Origin of the sequence: Psychrobacillus psychrotolerans (assembly GCF_900115805.1) — a bacterium.
GTDB lineage: Bacteria > Bacillota > Bacilli > Bacillales_A > Planococcaceae > Psychrobacillus > Psychrobacillus psychrotolerans.
Genome location: NZ_FOXU01000001.1, coordinates 15,632 through 33,214, shown reverse-complemented (window position 1 = coordinate 33,214; position 17,583 = coordinate 15,632). Strand labels below are relative to the sequence as shown.

The following is a 17,583-nucleotide window of genomic DNA, read 5'->3' as shown; positions in this document are numbered from 1 at the left end:
ATAACATTCTTTTCTTATTCAACTAGATAACGAATAGCGAAATATTATTTCTACACCCCTATTATTCAAAAAGTGATAGCCCTTGTTTAACTAAGCACAGCACCATTTGGTTATATAAGCACTTGTTGACCATCATTTAAATATTCATTCTCTTGTGGAAGTCAGATCATATTCAAATTGACCTCCAACATCTTCATACCCTTTTGCCCTGAATAATAATTTACCATTACTATCAGTCCCAGTTATTTCTATAATAACTACTACCTTACTTGGTTTATTAGATGCTACATAAGCTAGGCTATCAACTTGTTTCTCAAATTTATTAATATGATATTGAAAATATAAACTTCGGTCATTTCCAGTCCCATTTATGTGGCGACTATATATACAAGTAGTTTCTTCCGGTTCTAATTTGTCAATATCCCCTAAATCCTGAAGAACATTATAATTGCTATAAAATGAAAAAAAGAAGTTTAAATCTGTTATTTCTTGTTTACTAGAATTGTAAACCTCAATTGTCACACCATTATCGTAATGAAAAAACTCACCTTGCCCGACCCTTATTATAAAGTAGTAAAATCCGAGCAAAATCAGAAAAAAAGTAGTAATGCCGATAATTGTGTATTTAACTATTTTTTTCACCAAGACACCTTTATTCTTACTTTTATTCCACTTATTAAATGTTGATAAAAATCCTCCTAATGCAAGGAAAACGAACCCAATTAATTTTAGTATGCTTAGGGTGAGTAAAAGTCCCAAGTGTATAAATAGAGCACCAAGTACAATAAAACCTGTTGTAAAAATAAATCGGTGTGATCTGAAATCATTTATTGCTGTCTTTTTATCATTAGAATTCATTTTTAGATACTTTCTAACAATCATGACAGTAGGTATACCCCACAAAATTATAAAAGAGATAAGAGAATAAGTATCCACTTTCAATATCCATACCTCCTGTCTACAGCTTTTATTCATATTATCCTTATTCAACTAAACTTCCGCGTTAGTTCAAGTGTAACATTTACGGGGCAGTTCAAAATGATGGTCTTGCTTAACTAAGCACCCGTTAATTGAATAAGGATGTATTAATAATGTGTTCCATTAGTTTGGTTTCTTCATTTAGTAATCGTGAAAGAAATAATAATTGAGGAAATGGTTGTAAGATTAAATTCATATCTAACTCTGTTTTTAGTATAGAAACTCCATCCAGATTATGATAATCACTTAAAGATATTTTATTTTGGCAGATAAGTCGTACATTCTCTGGGGAAAGCAATAATAATCCTTTTGATTCAGAGGATGGAGTTGGCAGAGTTAATGTATTAGATAGATACATTATTGTATAAGAAGATTCTTCATTGCCCTTAATTAGAATAGGTACAATGGGTTCATTTATATTAACTTTAGTCGGTTCCTCGTTCCACTCACTAAGGTAAAATGTTATATTGGGATTAATGGGAGCAATTTCTACTTGAGCTTCTTCAAAAACCTCACGTTTCGCTGTTTCCAAAGCTGTTTCATTACCTTCTCTATGCCCTCCTAATCTAACCACTCCAAGTTTGTCACCTTCTTTTGTTGGACCAACTTGAAATATAAATAATCCTTTATATAAAACATATGCACCAGAAGTTCGTGCATTATTAGGAATTATCATAGTTAACCTCCTTGTTCCTTATTTTCTACTTCAACTAAAGCACCCGTTCTTGAATTATATTTCTTCAAAATATTGTTTACTATCTAATTCTTCATGGTTAGTTTCTTCAATAATTTCTTCAGTACCACCTGTTTTAACTATCTTAACTTTCACGTCTTTAACTGGACTAATAGCAAACCAATATCGTTTTTCATCTTCAACGTCAATTATTGTTGCTCTTTCATCTCCAGCATATACTTCAGCAATTGAATAATCATTTATTGCACCAGAGTAAATATAAGGTTCATCATTCATAGAAGACCATTTGACAGGTGAATCCCATTTGGATCCTCTTGTTTGTTTCCATTCCCATTGATTATCCTCTTTCTCGAAGTATGCTATAAATATCTTTTCCTCTTGATTCTTATGCTCTTTGAACACAGCGATTGCATCGTCTTCATGAACGATATTAAACTGTTTCTCAACAAGTGAATACGAATAATTTTCTTCATCTAAATGCATTTCTAACATTTTTTGTTGAAAATAATCTTCAAATGTTTGTTCGTCTGAACACCCGACTAAAAAAACTATGAAAAATAAAAATCCTATACATATATTTCTTTTCAGGTGTATCTCCCCCTAGTAGTTAATTTCCCCACTCTTCTTCTGAACTCCTTCTTAAACTAAACTGCTGCTTTAGTTCAATAAGGTTGATAGCACTTGAACATTTTTATTAATATAATTTTTTAGATTAAAAAGTTCCTTTTTCTCAAATTCATAGAGTTCTTTCCCATCCGCATAACTATTAATTACTTTTTGAATTGTAAATCCCAGTTCTTTCGGAAAAGATGATAGCCCCCAGTTACCAGCTTCTTGCTTTGATGAAATAACTCCTTCTTTAAGGTACCAATACACTCTTATTAAGTTTAATGCACAATAAACGGGGTCTTCTTCAATATTCTCAATACATTCTTGGTAGTCACCCATTATGGAAGATATATAATGCGAACGTGGAACAGAGGAAAATACTTCATCGATAGTAGGTCCTTCTAATCTAAACCCCCGATGATTTAATATAGTAATATGTGCAGCTAAATCCGCGTCATCTCTTACATCTCCGTTTAAATGATGATATGTATCTTTTGATAAATCATCTTGATACTTACCTCTCCAAAATTCACTATAATGAAAATCGAAAGGGCATGGATGTGTCCAATTTTTCAGTTGTTCCATATTCACGAAGCTTATTTCTACGGGAAATGGCTTATTGGAGAAACTTAATAATAACTCAGCTAACTTTCTTTTAATTCCAACAGTCATTGTTTTATTCGTTATTATCAAAACATCAATATCACTACTTTTAGAATTAAATCCCCCCATCGCCAAAGAACCGTGTAAATAAAAACCAATAAAATCCTCTTTTAAAATTTCTTTAGTTTTATATAAGAGATTATTAACAAAATCTTTTATTTCTAATGAACTTGTTTCCCAACTGCTATCCATAATATATCCTCCATTATTTTTTTGATTTCCTACCTGAGCTAATCAGTCGCATTAGTTCAATAAGAAAAAAGGCTTTACTCCTTCTTGAAGTAAAGCACCCGTTAGTGTATGTACAACCCTTTACAATCTCATTCTTACATAAACTCCTTTAACCGTTTATTTATCGAATGAGCCTTCATCTTTAGAAAGAAATAAGCCTTCCATTAAATCTTGTGCTAATTGATTCAAATATCTACCTGTGTACCGTTTTCAAAAGCTCTTCTGGGTAGTGCTTACTCAAAAAGAAAATAATTAAGTAACAGTAATACTATTGCTACCCCAGTAAAAGCATAATAGGCTATTTTCGTTTTACTCATTTTTGTTCTTTCCGCTTTCATTTCACTAACACCTCATTTTCAATAGTTCTCCCATTTTTGTAATTATATTTTTCACAACCTGGATATAAGAAAAAAGGCTTTACTCCTTCTTGAAGTAAAGCACCCGTTAGTTGAATTAGAATACTAATCCAGAATTCATTTATTCTCTTATTAATTCCTCTAAAATACTAAAAAACCCTTTATCATCTTCAAATAAATATTCTTCGTATGAACCACCACTATTATCTCTAACTGCTATACTTTTACCGGTAATATCCATAAACATATAATAACCTCTGTTCAAAGTGATTTTCATCGAGTAATCGTTATCGGAAGATAATGATTCGTCTTTTTTAAATTTCGATTTTTCAAAAGCCTTTATCAATTTTTTCTGAGTTGTATCTGTTAACTCAATCGGAACGAGTTTTCCATCATCCACTTCAATAACAATCTTTGTCAACTCTACAGATTGTTCTTCTACACTAAAATCAACATCTTCTAAAACATCTGCCGCAGTATAAAACTTTTCAGAATTAAAAAAGTACAAACCTATTCCGAGAATAATAACTATAATAATACCAATAACAGTTTTCTTATTTTTCATTTCCTCACCCCAATACCAATATCCAATTCTATAATTCTATACCTCCTCAACAAACCTGCCGCTTTAGTTTAATAAGAAAAAAGGCTTTACTCCTTCTTGAAGTAAAGCACCCGTTAGTTGAGTTATTACAAACTAATTTCTTCACCAATACTTATAGCACGAAAAGGATTTCTTTCCTTTGATTTTAACGATTCAATAAAGTCTGAAGTTAAGTCCTCTTTGTTAATAATTATTCTTGTAGAACCAGATACTCCACCGTTTAAAAAAATGGGTTCAATAGATTCTGGATTCTTAAGTCGTTGATAAAAAAAACTGTCTAAAACAATAGTTGCATAACTAAAATCGCCTGTATTGATAGTGAATTGATAGTTAACTTCAATAATAAGTTCCTCATTGTTTTCCTCAATCTCATAGGTGAAACTTTTTACTTCTGCACTCTTATTAGAAAATAAAATCCACACTAAGCACAATAAAAAAATAACAGATATAATGAAAATTATTACTTTTCTTTTCAAAAATTCACCCCCATTTTATTTTATTAAACTGCCGCTTTAGTTTAATAAGAAAAAAGGCTTTACTGCTTCTTGAAGTCCATTAACTCTATTATTTTATCCATTTTCTTTTCTATTTCATTAAGTTGATGGTTTTTTGCCTGTTGATTCAGGAGTAATCTCCTTATAAATAAGGTGAACGATACTACAAATAAAACGATAAGCCCCAATATTATAACCTGATAAATCATATCTCCCACATTAAACATTAAAACATCCCCTTGTATAGAAATGGTCAAGCACAACTTTACATTACCTCTCGCATTCCATATTTCCATCAATTTACCATTTTTCATTGATAATTAGACTCTTTATTAGTCATTCCTTATTGAACTAACCTTCCGCGTTAGTGGAATAAGATATCACTTACTTTGTACATGTACCTATGTAGTCCTGGTTGAGAGAAATGCGAAACCCAATTAGCTTTTATGACTTCACCATCTATATCAATTAGGACTTCCTTATTGTCTAATACATCGTTAGGTATTTTAGTAATTAACTCAATTAAGTTTACCTCTTCATTATCAAGGTCATCATAATAACTTTCTCTCTTATATTTAAGTATTTTTACTGATTTGTTATTGACTTTAATACTATAATGCTTATTCATTTTTCTATGTCTATCCATATAACCTCCGAGACAAAAAATTTTCTCTTATTCAACTAACCTGCTGCTTTAGTTTAAGAAGAAAGAGGCTTTACTCCTTCTTGAAGTAAAGCACCCGTTAGTTCAACAAGAAAAGTAGCTACTTTAATTATTTTTAGTGAAATTCACCCATTGCTCAGTAGGTCCTGTGTTATCTATTATGAATAAACTACCGTCTTTCTTATAAAGAAAAATTTCATTCCCAGATTCAGCACCATCTCCTAGTGCTGTTAAGGTGTTTGTTGAGACAATTTGACTCATATCCACTTCATCTTTTGGAATAATCCTGTTAAAAACATACTTCTCACCACCATAATTTATCCATTGCGGTGGAAGAGGTTCACCGATTATGGGCTCTTCAGTGGTTTCTTTCGCTAATGAATTGTTACTAACAGCTGATGAATCGTTGGTGCAACCCGATAAGAAAGCAATAGCTATTAATGAAAAGAAAAAGTATTTTATTCTAATACGCTTTTCCCCCCTTTTCAGAATAAGTCGTTAATTTCCAATTAAAGTTTCATTTATGGTTATTAAACTAACCTGCCGCGTTAGTTCAATAAGAAAAAGGGCTGCTAATCATCCTGATGATCGCCACTCGGATTTCGTCCAGAGTTCCGATTTGGAGCACTCTTCCTTGAGAAATCCATTACCATGCTCTGTATGAAAGGTTCCATCCAATTTCCTCGAGGAAATCTTCGAACGGAGGAAGTTTTTTCTTTATTTGCCGACTTGGCAGAAGTATCTCTTTCCGGAATTGTCTAAATAGGATTGAATCAATTTCAGGGAATTTTTGTTCCAACCCGATCTTACTCTTTTTATCAATAGCGTCCAAACAACCAACGATATATGCCGTCATTACTGGGAACTCTTGCTGAACGGTTTTATAATTCGAATAAAAGGAGCTGATGTAGCCATTGAGTTCGAAATGAGGTTCGCTCGGATCGTAGTCACCTGAGTACTTCCGTTCATGCTGTGGCATGAACGAACTGGCGCTCTCAGTCTCCCATATACCGACCATAATTGCGAAAGCAGCGACTGCCGCTCGTCGGGTTTCATCGTCTAGGTCCGTAAAATGCAGGTCATAGTGTTCAAACTCGAATACCCACGCTCCGTGGAAATACGTCGGTTCAAAAACCTTCAAAACTGCCTCCACTTTTTCTACAATGCTCTTCTCGTCCTCTAAAGCCTTGTTTCCACTGTTAACCCATGTGATAGGACTTTTCATGATATTCTGAACATCCAGATTGCTTCCAAGATAACTAATCACCCGGTGGTTCAAGAAGATTTCCTGATCTACCGCGGCATCCAGAATAGCGTGTGTCATCCAACGCATTGCCTCTCCTGGCTTCCCCAGGTCATACATGGTAAATGCGTAGAAGATTTTAAGAAGACCTACATCCCCAAACCGCATCATCCCTGTCATTAAAACATTTTCGGATTCCATGAGCCGGCCATGCAGCCGGTATAGCGAACCCAGCTGGGTATAGGCATTTACTGCTTCCTTATCTGACAGGCCGAGTTCGAGTGCTCGACCGTAAAAAGGGATCGCTTCCTCTTCTTGTGCCAAAACATCGAAGCTGCACGCGCACTCATAATGTAGTATCGCATGATCCGGGTGCTGTAAAACAAGTTCAATGAGAAGCTTGTTTGACCCAAATAAATCTCCGTCCCGGCGCATCTCCAAAGCAGCTTTCAGCGATTCTTCCATTTCACTCAATCCCTTCATTGTAGTTGAAAAGTTCTGTATATACTCCGCAATTTCCACTGTAATCTGAGAGCAGTTGAGATCTTCATCATATTTATTCATTCTAAAAATTTACATATATTTACTAATTCCACATTAACCCTAAAAAACCCTTCTAATTCTACTGATTCGTTGCTTTTATGGAAATAGAAAAAAGCTTTACTTCTTATGAAGTAAAGCACCCGTTAGTGAAAAGCGCCTCTACATTCCTTTTATTCCATTAGACTCAAAAATCCTATTGTTAAAACCATTGACCCAATAGAAATTAGGCACACAATTACAAATTGATTAAAAGTAATCTTTTTTAATTTACCTTTTCTTTTCTGACTGTATAAAACCATAGTAAATACAATAACCCACGTTACCATTAGCATATAAAATGAAACTAATATTTGATTTCACCACCACAACCTAAATTTTTCCTGAATCTTTAGCCATCTATAACTTTATATAATTTACCATAGTGGTTTTACACAAGTCTAGTTGAGGATGCAATAGAAGGTGCTTGTTTAACTAAAGCACCCGTAGTTGAATAAGGAATTTGATAATTTAACTATAATATTCCTTCAGATTCCCATTATCCCACTCTTCGAAAAGATAGTGTGGATCCAAACGCTTGTTTATTGTAGCAACAGTCATAATCACTTCTTTTGCCTTTTTTTCATCAACCGAAAATAGATGAATTGCTGAGATATATCTCACATAAATATTAGGGTGTTGTAGCAAATGATATAAGGATTCTACACCCTTAGGGTGCTTCTTGAGGAGTTTGAAATTCTTGTACTGTTTATCATATAGCTTATTTGTTTTTCTAGGATTAACTACAACTTCATATGCTGATACCCCATAAAGAATTGCCGAATCAATACAATTTTCCATAATCTCTTCTAATTTCATATTCCACCTCTTAGTTATTTATATACCATTATATTTCTACATCATTATTCAACTAACCTGCGGCGTTAGTTCAATAAGAAAAAAGAGTTGCCTAAGCAACCCATGATTTTCACTAAAGCACCTCGTTAGTGAAATAAGCACTTTATCTTTTGTTAAACTTTATGGTCGAATAGAGAAGAAACTCACTGTGTTCACTAAAAGTTATCGATATGAAACTTTTATAACTCTCTTTCGTAAATAAATAGTTAACAACTTCGATGGAGGTAACCTACATGAGAGATATTTTTAAAGGAATACTAGCAGTAATCATAGCCTTAGCTTTATGGGATGGAATTAAATACATATGGAATCTTCTTTTTTAAACACCGAAAAAACAACCTATCTTTGGTTGTTTTTTTCTGTTTTATAAATGTTATAAGAAAAAAGCATTACTCCTTCTTTAAGTAAAGCACCCGTCCAACAAAAAGACTTCATTCTGATGTCATGTATCTGAATAAGCTGATTCCTTTTTTGTATCTTGGACTTTTTGGGTACTAAGGACAAAACTAAGAACTGCTGCAATGCTACAAACATACGGAAGGAAAGAGTATCCCCATTTAGAAATGACAAAACCACCAATCATTGAGCCAAGGGTAATACCAATATACAAAGCGGTATTATTCCACGCCATGACAATTCCTCGTTCGTTTGAATATTCAACCGCTAATCTTGCTTGATATGAACTAAATCCTGCATACCCAACTAAAGCCCATAAGAACAAGAAGAAATAGATCCAATCACCTGATGTGAAGAATATACCTAAACAAACAAATATTAGAGTCAAGAACATGAGCGTAACTTTCGATATATTCCTTTCTCCAAATCTATCTGTTAATTGTCCACTTATAAGACTTCCTAAAACAGCTCCGATACCATAAAAAGTTATAGCTAATGCGATTTCTGTTGATGAGAATCTATTTTCAGAATAAAGAGAAGCTCCTAAGTAAACATAAAGAGCATACATTGAAATCGCCCAAAAGGTTGTAACACTTACCGAACCAAGTATTCTTAGCAAATTTCCTTCTAATAGATTCCTTGTTAAATAGATTTTAGGAACATATTTCCAGGTGTTGAAATTTACTACTGCCAATATAGCTCCTATAACAGCCATTATAACAAATACTGAACGCCAACCGAGAAAATGCTCTAATAACATACCGAATGGAGCTCCTGCCCAAAGAGCTGTTAAGTGTCCTGAAACAACAATCGAAAGCCATGTCCCTGTCCGATTTGGTGGTGCAGTATCTACAATGATTGCGTAAATCAAAGGAGTAATTGAAGCAACGGATAAACCAGCTAAAATACGACTAACAATTAACCAAAAAAATGAAGGAGCAAAAGCAGTTAGTATGTTAGAAATGACGAACAACAATAAGCCAAATGTAATTAATAGTCTCCGTCCATTTTTATCTGAAAGCCATCCAAAGAAAGGAGCGAAAAAAGCATATGTGACTGCAAAAACTGTTACCATCCATCCAGTCATCGCTGAACTAACATTATAAGCTTCCGAAATGAACGGTAGTAAAGGAGATACTACAAATAAGTCAATACCCATTAAAAACAATGTTATCCAACCAACACTTAAACCTACCTTCCCACTAAACTCCATTGCATCCCCCATTTATAATTATTGTTACATGTATATTCTTTAAAGCTATAAAAAGGACCTCTTGTTCAACTAAACTGCGGCGTTAGTTCAATAAGAAAAAAAGGCTTTACTCCTTCTTGAAGTATAGCACCCACGTTAGTGCAAAAGCCTCCATCTATTATTGGAAACCAGTTATTAAAATACCTATGATAAAAATAAAACCCGAAATGAAATATATGTATGACATAATTTTGTTGTTTGTTTGTAACTGGAAACCTCCAAACAGCAATAATGCAAACCCAAATACTAAAGTAGCAATATTGTAATTAAAAAATACGATTACAATTGAAATAATTGTAAGAAAAAGTCCAGCTAGCCTCATAGATTCACCCCAAAATTCAAATTACTTTCCAATTTATTTAATACCAATTCAAAAAAACATTTCTAATAAATTGTTGATGTACTATGCTGTCACCTTACTTTACTACGTTTGAAACGAATAAAAGTTCTATTTTTAATAAATTTCCCATACAAAATTATTAAAATTCTATTTTTCCTTATTGAAGTATAGTAACCGTTAGTTGAAGAAGGACCTTCTCATTTATTAAACATTATCTACGAACTATGCGTTACCACTAATCACACTAGTTAATAATTACCACACAAAATTCTTATAAAAATAGTATTATCCATGTGGTACAATATTTCTAAAGGAGGGATATCCTTGAGAAATATTCTAAGTCTTGTTATTACAATTCTGGTTATAGTTATACTACTTAAAATAATAGGCGTATTATAAACCGTCCATTATCCTCATTTAAATAAAAAGTCAGTTCTTTTCCAGGTTTCGCTTCTATATGTTAGGTATCATGCTAGATTGCTTCATTTTGGTATACCTATCACTGGAGTCCTGGAAAAATAAATTGATTCTGTCTTGATAATAACTAGTCCTCTTTTTATTTACTGCATATCATGGTTTCCTATTTCCTCGTCTTACTCAGCAACCTCGTTCCATTCATCACAATGAATAGCTCCTTTACTACATAGTTTGTGTCATGTGCGACATAAAAAACCCTTTTCTTCTTCAACTAAACTGCTGCGTTAGTTTAAGTGTAACATTTCACATGTACATAAAAATAGATCATCATTTTTTGATGGTCCTGTTTAACTAAAGCACCCGCTAGTTGAACAAAGAGGTCTATACTATTCCTCATTGGTAAAACTTACCCACCGTTCGACTGGTCCATCTATACTGATTACAAATAAACTACCATCTTTCTTATTGAGATAAATATCTTGATTATGTTGTACACCATCGCCTAATTTTGTTTTAGAACCTGTCACTTCAACCATTGACATACCAATCTCATGAATTTTTTGTCGTTGTACCATCCTCGCATTCACTAAACACATTTTTTCCTCCATAAAAAAAAGCCCAGCTTAAAACTGGACTACATTGTATAATATCTATCCTTCTATTTCTTTTAATCTATTGAATTATTACTTATTAAGTAATGCTAACTTAGCCTTAGAAGGTGTTTCGTACTCCAAAGGACCGTACATATGGACAAACAATCCGCCGCCTAAGCCGTATTCTCCTCCGAAAATATCTTTACGGAATGAATAGACACGGTACTCACCACCCGCTGGTAACACTTTTCCTCTAGAGCCATCTACCTTAAATGTTCCCATATCTCCGTAAAGTGTTACTTTACCAATCTGCCCTGCTTTAAGTTCCGTTTTACCCCACATTACTTTTGTGGATGAAGCTTCTGAAGTGATGCTGAACGTAAACATCGCTACTAAAGTAAATGCAATCGCTATTAACATATTTTTTTTCATTTTCTTACCTCTTTCCCCAATTAATAAATTAATTATAATATAAAATAACTCTCTTTTATTAACTATTTCGATTCATTTCATATATACCTTCTTATTCAACTAACCTGCCGCTTTAGTTCAATAAGAAAAAAGGCTTTACTCCTTCTTGAAGTAAAGCACCCGTCACTTTAAGTGAAATTCTTCACAATGTCCCTTGCTTCAACTTTGGCATAAATACAAGTATCAGTCAGTTTACTTCCATCTGCTGATAAATCCTCATTCTTTAAAATCCCTTCTAATTCAAATCCTAATTTTTCGGGGATAGAACGACTCTTTAGGTTTGTGGATTCACATCTAATTTCAACTCTCTTAAAGCTAATATGAATTAAACCTAATTCACATAATCCTTTTACCGCTTCTAACATATATCCGTTACCTCTAAATCTTGTGTTAATCCAATAACCTATATGACTTTTTGGGATGTCCCAGTTTAAACCTTCGAAACTTGTTACTCCTATAAAATCATTAGTGTCTTTATGGAAAATCAGGAAACGTAAACTATCTCTTTTGAAAAAGTTAATATATGCTTCTCTCAAATTCACTTCTGTTTCCTCCACAGTAGGGAGTGTCTGTGCAAAAGGCAACCAAGCCTTTAATTCATTAAAAGAATCTTGAATTGCATCATTAACAATAGTACCGTCCCCTGATTGCCTAGGTGCTCGTAATAATAACCTTTCTGTCTCTATTTGTAATGGTATATCTAATAATAATGGATTCACCAAACCCCCCCCTTGCCTCAGCTTATTTATTATATCCTTTTAAACTCTACTGCTCCCTAAACGAGGTTTTTACCTTACTTTTATTTGGCAACGTTAACAATGTTTTTAATATTTTTTTGCATAATAAACCATATTTAAAAAGACAGTAGAAATATATAATGCCATGAATAGTGATAATACTTGAAAGGCAGCAAGGTTAAGCGACGATGTAGGGTTGAAAATAATCATTAAAATAACGGCAAAACTAATACCCCAAAAATAACTAATATATACTGCACGTTCACGGATTTTTTGAGCCCGCTCATCTTTTGCAGAAAAGTGGGGTGCTAAATATGCTAAACAGAACGCCATAATCGTTAAAGCAATTACCATTAATGCTTCTGGAAACTTACCTGAAAAAATATAAGCACCATTAATTAGAAGTGCATTTATTAGCATAATGAAACCTAGAATTACAAAAATTGCTCTATTGTGTTTCATTGATGGTCCTCCTCATAAATAAAAATATCTTCAATATGACAATTAAATAAACGAGCTAACTTAAATGCTAATGTGATTGAAGGATTATTACGTCCTTTTTCCAAAGATATTATGGTTTGCCTAGAGACATTACGGCTATAGTTGAATAAAAAAAGAGCTGTATTATCCAACTCTATATTTCACTAAAGCACCCGTTAGTTTAATTCATTGGTATAAGTTATGCTATTCAATTAACTTCTCTTTTTAAAAAATAACAAAATGACATTCCATATCAATCCAATAACAATGCATGTTATTGAAATGAAAAATGTAAGCCAATAAAAGCCTCCTGTTGGAACGGTGAACTCTGCCAAAATAAATAATATGATTCCAAAAAACAAATACATGTGTGGCAATACAAATCTATTCATTGTTCTTTCCCCTTCCTGATTAACTAGAATATTCTAATTCAACTAACCTGCCGCGTTAGTTCAATAAGCTTATAGAGCTAACATCAATAGGGGCAGACACATCATCATTATTTTGACTAGTAATATTCATAGATTTTACTTTTAATAAGTCATCCTCTTTAATTTCTTCGGAGCGGATACCAATTTGCTGAGAAATTTCATTGAGAAGTGAAGAAGGAATTTTTGTGTATTCTACTGTTTCAACTTCTTCCTGAATGTCATTTTGTGAGTGATCTTTATTCTGTTTGGAAACATCAATTTCAATTTGACATCCCACTAATACTAAAAACAGGAAAAATACTAAGTAACTTTTTTTCATCAATAACCCACTCTTCAGTTTTTTAAAAAATATGGTTTTTTATCGTTCCGATACAGACATCAAAAATTAAAGATCCAGAATATATGGTGCATCCGATATTTAGTATTTTACTTATATATCTCCTAAAAAAATAAATTTGAATGTACCATCTTTATCAAAATGCATCGTTATTAAAGTTCTTTCCTCTGTCTCAAGATTATCAATATAATAACTGATTTCTGTGGCTTCAGAGTGTTTATTAAAGGATGAAATAAACATAGGATGCCTAGCTAAATCAATTCGAAATGGAATATTTGATTCTGGTACTCCAAAATCTATTGCGTTATCTTTTACTTCAAACTCGACATTATATTCTTTCTTTAACTCTTCAAATTTACTGTTTGCAATTAAACGCATAATAACCCTGGACTTGTTATCAGCTTGCTGTAAAAAAACGCTATAATCTGTTTTAACTTGTTGTAATTCTTCTTCTAACTTCTGGATTTCCTTTTTTTGAGTTTCTATCTTGTTCTCTTGATCATTAACGATTTGGTTCATTTCATCTTCATTTGAACAGCCCATAGCAAATAACAGAAGAAAAATAATTATTCCTAATTTTTTCACCTTACCACGACCTTCCAAAGCTACGATTTTCCACTCTAAATCACATCAGTCTACTTGCAAGAAGCCTTTTTATTTTCATTTATCGTTCTCTAAAAATGTCCGTGACTTTTGTAATGTCAATGATGAACTAAAGCAGTTAACTAAACTGCGGCTTCACTTGAATACGTTTGAAACAAAAAGAGGTTCCAATTTTCTGAAATTCCACCTAATAACAAGCACAAATCATTTTTCTTCTTAGACTAAACTGCCGCGTTAGTTCAATAAAAAAAGCTACCATAACAGGCAGCCACTTGTTTAACTAAAGCACCCGTTAGTTGAAGAAAAATAGATGCTTAATTTAAATACAGTTCACTATTTACTGCTGAGGATTTTTTTCAAATAACACCCTAAATAGTATGAACCATACATTAGTAAAAAGGCCACTACGCTTGCTGTCCACATTTGAACATATAATCCTCCACCAATGATGAAGCTAGAAATATTAGTCAACGGTAAGTAATAAAATTGGGTAGCCAATCCAATCATATTAGGCCAAAATTGTTCTAACACCATATCTTGATACGTTAATAATAAGAGGGCGATTACAGCAGGTGTATGGATAAAGAGCGCCGAATGATATGGTGTTTTTTCAAACTTACAAGTTATAAATCCAACGAATACCCAAAAAACAAGAAATGTAATTCCTATTAATTTAAATGGTAATATACTATTTGGATTTTGCATCAACCAAGAATTCATGAGAAAACCTAACACAAAAGGAATAATTCCTATTAATAACAAAATCATTTTTTTCATGATATCAACCTCCTTATTTAAATATCAAAAACTCCTAATTTACACTTTTATATAACAAAGTAAATATTTAACCTTATTCAAGTAAACTGCCGCACTAGTTTAAGTGAAATGTTTCACAATCTCCTCTAACAAATGTTTTTGATTACCTATTTATAGGTCTTACTAAATTCAATTTCATTGTATTTTGATACATTAGTTTAATAAGTTCAACAAAAAGAACGTTAATCCCTTTAATCCAGAATCAACGCTCTTATTTAGTTCACCCGTTCTCTCGAATCCTTTTTTAGGGCTCCACTCGTTCAAAAAAGGGAAGTGCAACAATATCACTCACTTAATCCGTGATGCAAATGAAACCAAACAGCCAATTGACAGTCAATACCTTCAATTGGCTACAATATAGGGGTGCTTATTCCTGTCTCAAAACGATAGTAAGTGTTTATATCCATTCAAGTTCATCTCCTAATATCAACACAGTCTATCTATATATCATCTCCACCTTCAGTTAATTTCCATATCAGAATAACCTGAAGGTATGTATAAAACCTTTTTCTTAATTTCAACATCAACAACTGTTGCAAAAAACTCAATGAATTTATCCATATTTTTTGAAGGGGTAATCACAGGATTAATAACCATTCCATAATATATTGCGAATATCTCCTAAAAAAGTCGTTTTAAAAGTATATTTCAAAAATACCCCTTATGCGAAACCTTAGGGTTATTAATCATTTATACGAATTGGTTCTATCCTTTGCTCCAACTTGTCCGTTCCCTTAGTTCCATCTATGACATTATCTACCGCTTTTCTCGCATCCTGAGCTTCCTCTAGTGCGTTACTTCCTTTTACGGCAAGTTTACCACCTATACTAGCAATACCTACAACCCGAATATAGCAGTAAGAGAAAGTCCCGCATTTAGCATTTAACATATCCCCTCTTGCCATTTAGATTAGGCCATTTGCTTTGTCTGCTACTTCCCAACAAAGGGTTTAGATAAATGTTTAGGAGAGCCCTTTATACTGCTCAATATCTCGGACTACATTTTGCACGGCTCGTTGCCAAAATTCTGGTTGAGAAAGATCGATTTGGAAATGGTTTTTTACCAATTGTTCCAGTGGCAGTCTTCCCGTTTCACTCAAGAAGCTCTTAAATTTCCAGTTGAAATGTTCATCTTCTTTCGCTCGTTCCAAAAGACCGATACTAAATAAAAACCCGAACGAATAGGGATAATTGTAAAACGGAATCGTTGCCTGGTAAAATTGCACGTATTTCGTCCAGACATAAGGCTCATATTCACGTAAACTGCTTCCATACGCTTTTTCCTGACATATAAGTGAAAGTTCTTCTATCTGTCGAACATCCAAAGGGCTTTCTTTTCGATATTGATAAAACTCATTTTCAAATAAGTAGGCTCCTCTGATTGACATCAGGTAATTCAGGCTGCGTTCAATCTTCGGTCCCAGAATCGCTTTTTTGACCGAGGCTTCATTTGCCTTTTGAAGCATATGATTGGTGAACACTGTCTCAAAAAAGATGGAAGATGTTTCCGCCATTGTCATTTCCAATAGATCATCTGTGAACCGTAGCGAAGGGGTATCGTGCATCTGTTTAAAGTGCCATGCATGTCCCAATTCATGTGCAAGCCTTCTGGCACTATCTATGGTGTTGTCATAACTTAATGAAATCCGTGATTCCCCTTCCTGAATAAAAGGCGCACAAAATCCACCGGATGATTTTGTTTTGCGTGGCTCTGCATCTATCCATCCTTTTGTAAGAGCTTCTTTCACGAACTCGCTCATATTGCTGTCAATAGTAGCAAGTGAATTGATGATTTCATCAGCAGCCTGTGAGTACGTTACCGAAAAAGAAACATTTTGAGATGAAGTCATCAACTCATGCCATGACATTTTTTCAGTTTCGACTTCCTTCTTATTAAAATAACTTGAAAGCCCTTTCATATTGTTATCCACTGCATACCACATGGCATCATGTGTTTGACTTGTTATGCCATTGAATTTGAGGGATTCATCAAGGTAATCTATCTTCTTGAGTTTGTTTTCATGAAGTCTAATCCCGACCATTTGGTTATAAATTGAAGCAAAGATATTCGATTGTGCTTCCAAGGTTCTATTCAGTTCAGTAAACACATGTAGCCTTTCATTCTGCTCTGGATGTACCAAAGCTTGTTCCATCGCTTCGGCAAAAGAGATTTCTTTCTTTACGTGGGCATGACCAATTTCTACTTTTAAGTTGTTCCGGACTTGACTATAAAGGTCTTCAAGACCGCTTAGGGTTTCCCTAGAAAAGTTTGAAATCATCTTTTCCTGCTTACTATTCTTTTTACGATTGTTTACTAATTCTGCAAGTAAATTCATCTGTTTGGTATTATTTATCCACTGTGTAAGTTGTGTTTCATTCATTTCGTTGACTCGTTCTTCTAAGTTAGTAACAATAGAATAAACTTGTGATTTTAAGGTTGAGATAATTCCGATGACAGAGGTTAATTGGGAAGGCTCAATATCTTCAGTAGTCAAGCAGTAATAAAAAGATTCGGCTGATTCAATATGACTGATCAATTGCGAAAGTTTTAGGACTTCACTATCCCTTAAAACAGCTAAATTTGACTCCTTCTCGATTTCAAGTAACTTTTCCTTAACCATGCCCATCTGATTTTTAAATTTTTTTACGTCTGTTTCATATTGAAGTGAACTTAAATTCCAGCGAGTGATTAAACTAGATGTCTCCATATCCCTTCCACCCCATGTCTATATTATAAT

At 33.4% G+C, this 17,583-nt stretch carries 21 protein-coding genes; all 21 read right to left on the bottom strand.

The window, feature by feature from the left end; all coding sequences use genetic code 11:
* Positions 1-144 precede the first annotated feature (144 nt).
* The 21 genes from BM260_RS00225 to BM260_RS00115 all read right to left on the bottom strand — a co-directional run bounded on the left by BM260_RS00225 (position 145) and on the right by BM260_RS00115 (position 17,553).
* Positions 145-942, bottom strand: coding sequence for a hypothetical protein (locus BM260_RS00225; protein WP_093533843.1), 798 nt, complete (start codon positions 940-942; stop codon positions 145-147).
* Between the two features lie 124 nt (positions 943-1,066).
* The gene (locus tag BM260_RS00220) at positions 1,067-1,654 is read right to left on the bottom strand and encodes an NUDIX hydrolase (protein ID WP_093533841.1); all 588 of its coding nucleotides are present in this window, start codon (positions 1,652-1,654) and stop codon (positions 1,067-1,069) included.
* A 54-nt stretch (positions 1,655-1,708) separates the two neighbouring features.
* Entirely contained in the window at positions 1,709-2,164 is a 456-nt protein-coding gene (locus BM260_RS00215) for a hypothetical protein (protein ID WP_245762595.1), read from the bottom strand.
* A 165-nt stretch (positions 2,165-2,329) separates the two neighbouring features.
* Complete coding sequence (locus BM260_RS00210; protein ID WP_093533837.1) at positions 2,330-3,136, bottom strand: aminoglycoside adenylyltransferase domain-containing protein; 807 nt, start codon at positions 3,134-3,136, stop codon at positions 2,330-2,332.
* A 516-nt stretch (positions 3,137-3,652) separates the two neighbouring features.
* Positions 3,653-4,096, bottom strand: coding sequence for a hypothetical protein (locus BM260_RS00205; protein WP_093533835.1), 444 nt, complete (start codon positions 4,094-4,096; stop codon positions 3,653-3,655).
* A 125-nt stretch (positions 4,097-4,221) separates the two neighbouring features.
* Positions 4,222-4,611, bottom strand: coding sequence for a hypothetical protein (locus BM260_RS00200; RefSeq protein WP_093533833.1), 390 nt, complete (start codon positions 4,609-4,611; stop codon positions 4,222-4,224).
* Between the two features lie 59 nt (positions 4,612-4,670).
* Positions 4,671-4,943, bottom strand: a complete 273-nt coding sequence (locus BM260_RS18570; RefSeq protein ID WP_245762594.1) for a DUF4083 domain-containing protein — start codon at positions 4,941-4,943, stop codon at positions 4,671-4,673.
* 455 nt (positions 4,944-5,398) lie between these two features.
* A complete protein-coding gene (locus BM260_RS18265) occupies positions 5,399-5,554 on the bottom strand; it encodes a hypothetical protein (RefSeq protein ID WP_175496132.1) in 156 nt (51 codons plus the stop codon).
* Positions 5,555-5,939: 385 nt separating this feature from the next.
* The gene (locus BM260_RS00185; protein WP_093533829.1) at positions 5,940-7,100 is read right to left on the bottom strand and encodes a tetratricopeptide repeat protein; all 1,161 of its coding nucleotides are present in this window, start codon (positions 7,098-7,100) and stop codon (positions 5,940-5,942) included.
* A gap of 486 nt (positions 7,101-7,586) precedes the next feature.
* Entirely contained in the window at positions 7,587-7,934 is a 348-nt protein-coding gene (locus tag BM260_RS00180) for a DUF2019 domain-containing protein (protein WP_093533827.1), read from the bottom strand.
* A 481-nt stretch (positions 7,935-8,415) separates the two neighbouring features.
* Positions 8,416-9,594 (bottom strand): MFS transporter, encoded by a 1,179-nt coding sequence (locus tag BM260_RS00175; RefSeq protein WP_245762593.1) that lies wholly within the window; start codon positions 9,592-9,594, stop codon positions 8,416-8,418.
* Positions 9,595-10,764: 1,170 nt separating this feature from the next.
* A complete protein-coding gene (locus BM260_RS00165) occupies positions 10,765-10,953 on the bottom strand; it encodes a hypothetical protein (protein ID WP_139219878.1) in 189 nt (62 codons plus the stop codon).
* A gap of 108 nt (positions 10,954-11,061) precedes the next feature.
* Entirely contained in the window at positions 11,062-11,403 is a 342-nt protein-coding gene (locus BM260_RS00160; RefSeq protein WP_093533819.1) for a hypothetical protein, read from the bottom strand.
* Between the two features lie 167 nt (positions 11,404-11,570).
* A complete protein-coding gene (locus BM260_RS00155) occupies positions 11,571-12,161 on the bottom strand; it encodes a GNAT family N-acetyltransferase (protein WP_093533817.1) in 591 nt (196 codons plus the stop codon).
* A 105-nt stretch (positions 12,162-12,266) separates the two neighbouring features.
* On the bottom strand, positions 12,267-12,641 hold the full coding sequence (locus tag BM260_RS00150; RefSeq protein ID WP_093533815.1) for a hypothetical protein: 375 nt from the start codon (positions 12,639-12,641) through the stop codon (positions 12,267-12,269).
* Entirely contained in the window at positions 12,638-12,817 is a 180-nt protein-coding gene (locus BM260_RS00145; protein ID WP_093533813.1) for a helix-turn-helix transcriptional regulator, read from the bottom strand. Before BM260_RS00145 ends, BM260_RS00150 begins: the two co-directional genes overlap by 4 nt.
* Before the next feature lie 289 nt (positions 12,818-13,106).
* Complete coding sequence (locus tag BM260_RS00135; RefSeq protein WP_093533809.1) at positions 13,107-13,409, bottom strand: hypothetical protein; 303 nt, start codon at positions 13,407-13,409, stop codon at positions 13,107-13,109.
* A 111-nt stretch (positions 13,410-13,520) separates the two neighbouring features.
* Positions 13,521-14,030: a hypothetical protein gene (locus BM260_RS00130; protein ID WP_093533807.1), complete on the bottom strand. Its 510-nt coding sequence runs from the start codon at positions 14,028-14,030 to the stop codon at positions 13,521-13,523.
* Between the two features lie 333 nt (positions 14,031-14,363).
* On the bottom strand, positions 14,364-14,807 hold the full coding sequence (locus tag BM260_RS00125; RefSeq protein ID WP_093533805.1) for a hypothetical protein: 444 nt from the start codon (positions 14,805-14,807) through the stop codon (positions 14,364-14,366).
* 721 nt (positions 14,808-15,528) lie between these two features.
* Complete coding sequence (locus tag BM260_RS00120; protein WP_139219877.1) at positions 15,529-15,750, bottom strand: hypothetical protein; 222 nt, start codon at positions 15,748-15,750, stop codon at positions 15,529-15,531.
* A gap of 57 nt (positions 15,751-15,807) precedes the next feature.
* On the bottom strand, positions 15,808-17,553 hold the full coding sequence (locus BM260_RS00115) for a M3 family metallopeptidase (RefSeq protein ID WP_093533801.1): 1,746 nt from the start codon (positions 17,551-17,553) through the stop codon (positions 15,808-15,810).
* Positions 17,554-17,583 lie beyond the last annotated feature (30 nt).

Coding starts and splice junctions, on each gene's coding strand:
- BM260_RS00220 (WP_093533841.1), bottom strand. CDS start 1,654: ATGATAATTCCTAATAATGCACGAACTTCTGGTGCATATGTTTTATAT.
- BM260_RS00215 (WP_245762595.1), bottom strand. CDS start 2,164: ATGTTAGAAATGCATTTAGATGAAGAAAATTATTCGTATTCACTTGTT.
- BM260_RS00210 (WP_093533837.1), bottom strand. CDS start 3,136: ATGGATAGCAGTTGGGAAACAAGTTCATTAGAAATAAAAGATTTTGTT.
- BM260_RS00205 (WP_093533835.1), bottom strand. CDS start 4,096: ATGAAAAATAAGAAAACTGTTATTGGTATTATTATAGTTATTATTCTC.
- BM260_RS18570 (WP_245762594.1), bottom strand. CDS start 4,943: ATGAAAAATGGTAAATTGATGGAAATATGGAATGCGAGAGGTAATGTA.
- BM260_RS18265 (WP_175496132.1), bottom strand. CDS start 5,554: ATGAGTCAAATTGTCTCAACAAACACCTTAACAGCACTAGGAGATGGT.
- BM260_RS00185 (WP_093533829.1), bottom strand. CDS start 7,100: ATGAATAAATATGATGAAGATCTCAACTGCTCTCAGATTACAGTGGAA.
- BM260_RS00180 (WP_093533827.1), bottom strand. CDS start 7,934: ATGAAATTAGAAGAGATTATGGAAAATTGTATTGATTCGGCAATTCTT.
- BM260_RS00175 (WP_245762593.1), bottom strand. CDS start 9,594: ATGGGGGATGCAATGGAGTTTAGTGGGAAGGTAGGTTTAAGTGTTGGT.
- BM260_RS00165 (WP_139219878.1), bottom strand. CDS start 10,953: ATGGTACAACGACAAAAAATTCATGAGATTGGTATGTCAATGGTTGAA.
- BM260_RS00160 (WP_093533819.1), bottom strand. CDS start 11,403: ATGAAAAAAAATATGTTAATAGCGATTGCATTTACTTTAGTAGCGATG.
- BM260_RS00150 (WP_093533815.1), bottom strand. CDS start 12,641: ATGAAACACAATAGAGCAATTTTTGTAATTCTAGGTTTCATTATGCTA.
- BM260_RS00135 (WP_093533809.1), bottom strand. CDS start 13,409: ATGAAAAAAAGTTACTTAGTATTTTTCCTGTTTTTAGTATTAGTGGGA.
- BM260_RS00125 (WP_093533805.1), bottom strand. CDS start 14,807: ATGAAAAAAATGATTTTGTTATTAATAGGAATTATTCCTTTTGTGTTA.
- BM260_RS00120 (WP_139219877.1), bottom strand. CDS start 15,750: ATGGCAAGAGGGGATATGTTAAATGCTAAATGCGGGACTTTCTCTTAC.
- BM260_RS00115 (WP_093533801.1), bottom strand. CDS start 17,553: ATGGAGACATCTAGTTTAATCACTCGCTGGAATTTAAGTTCACTTCAA.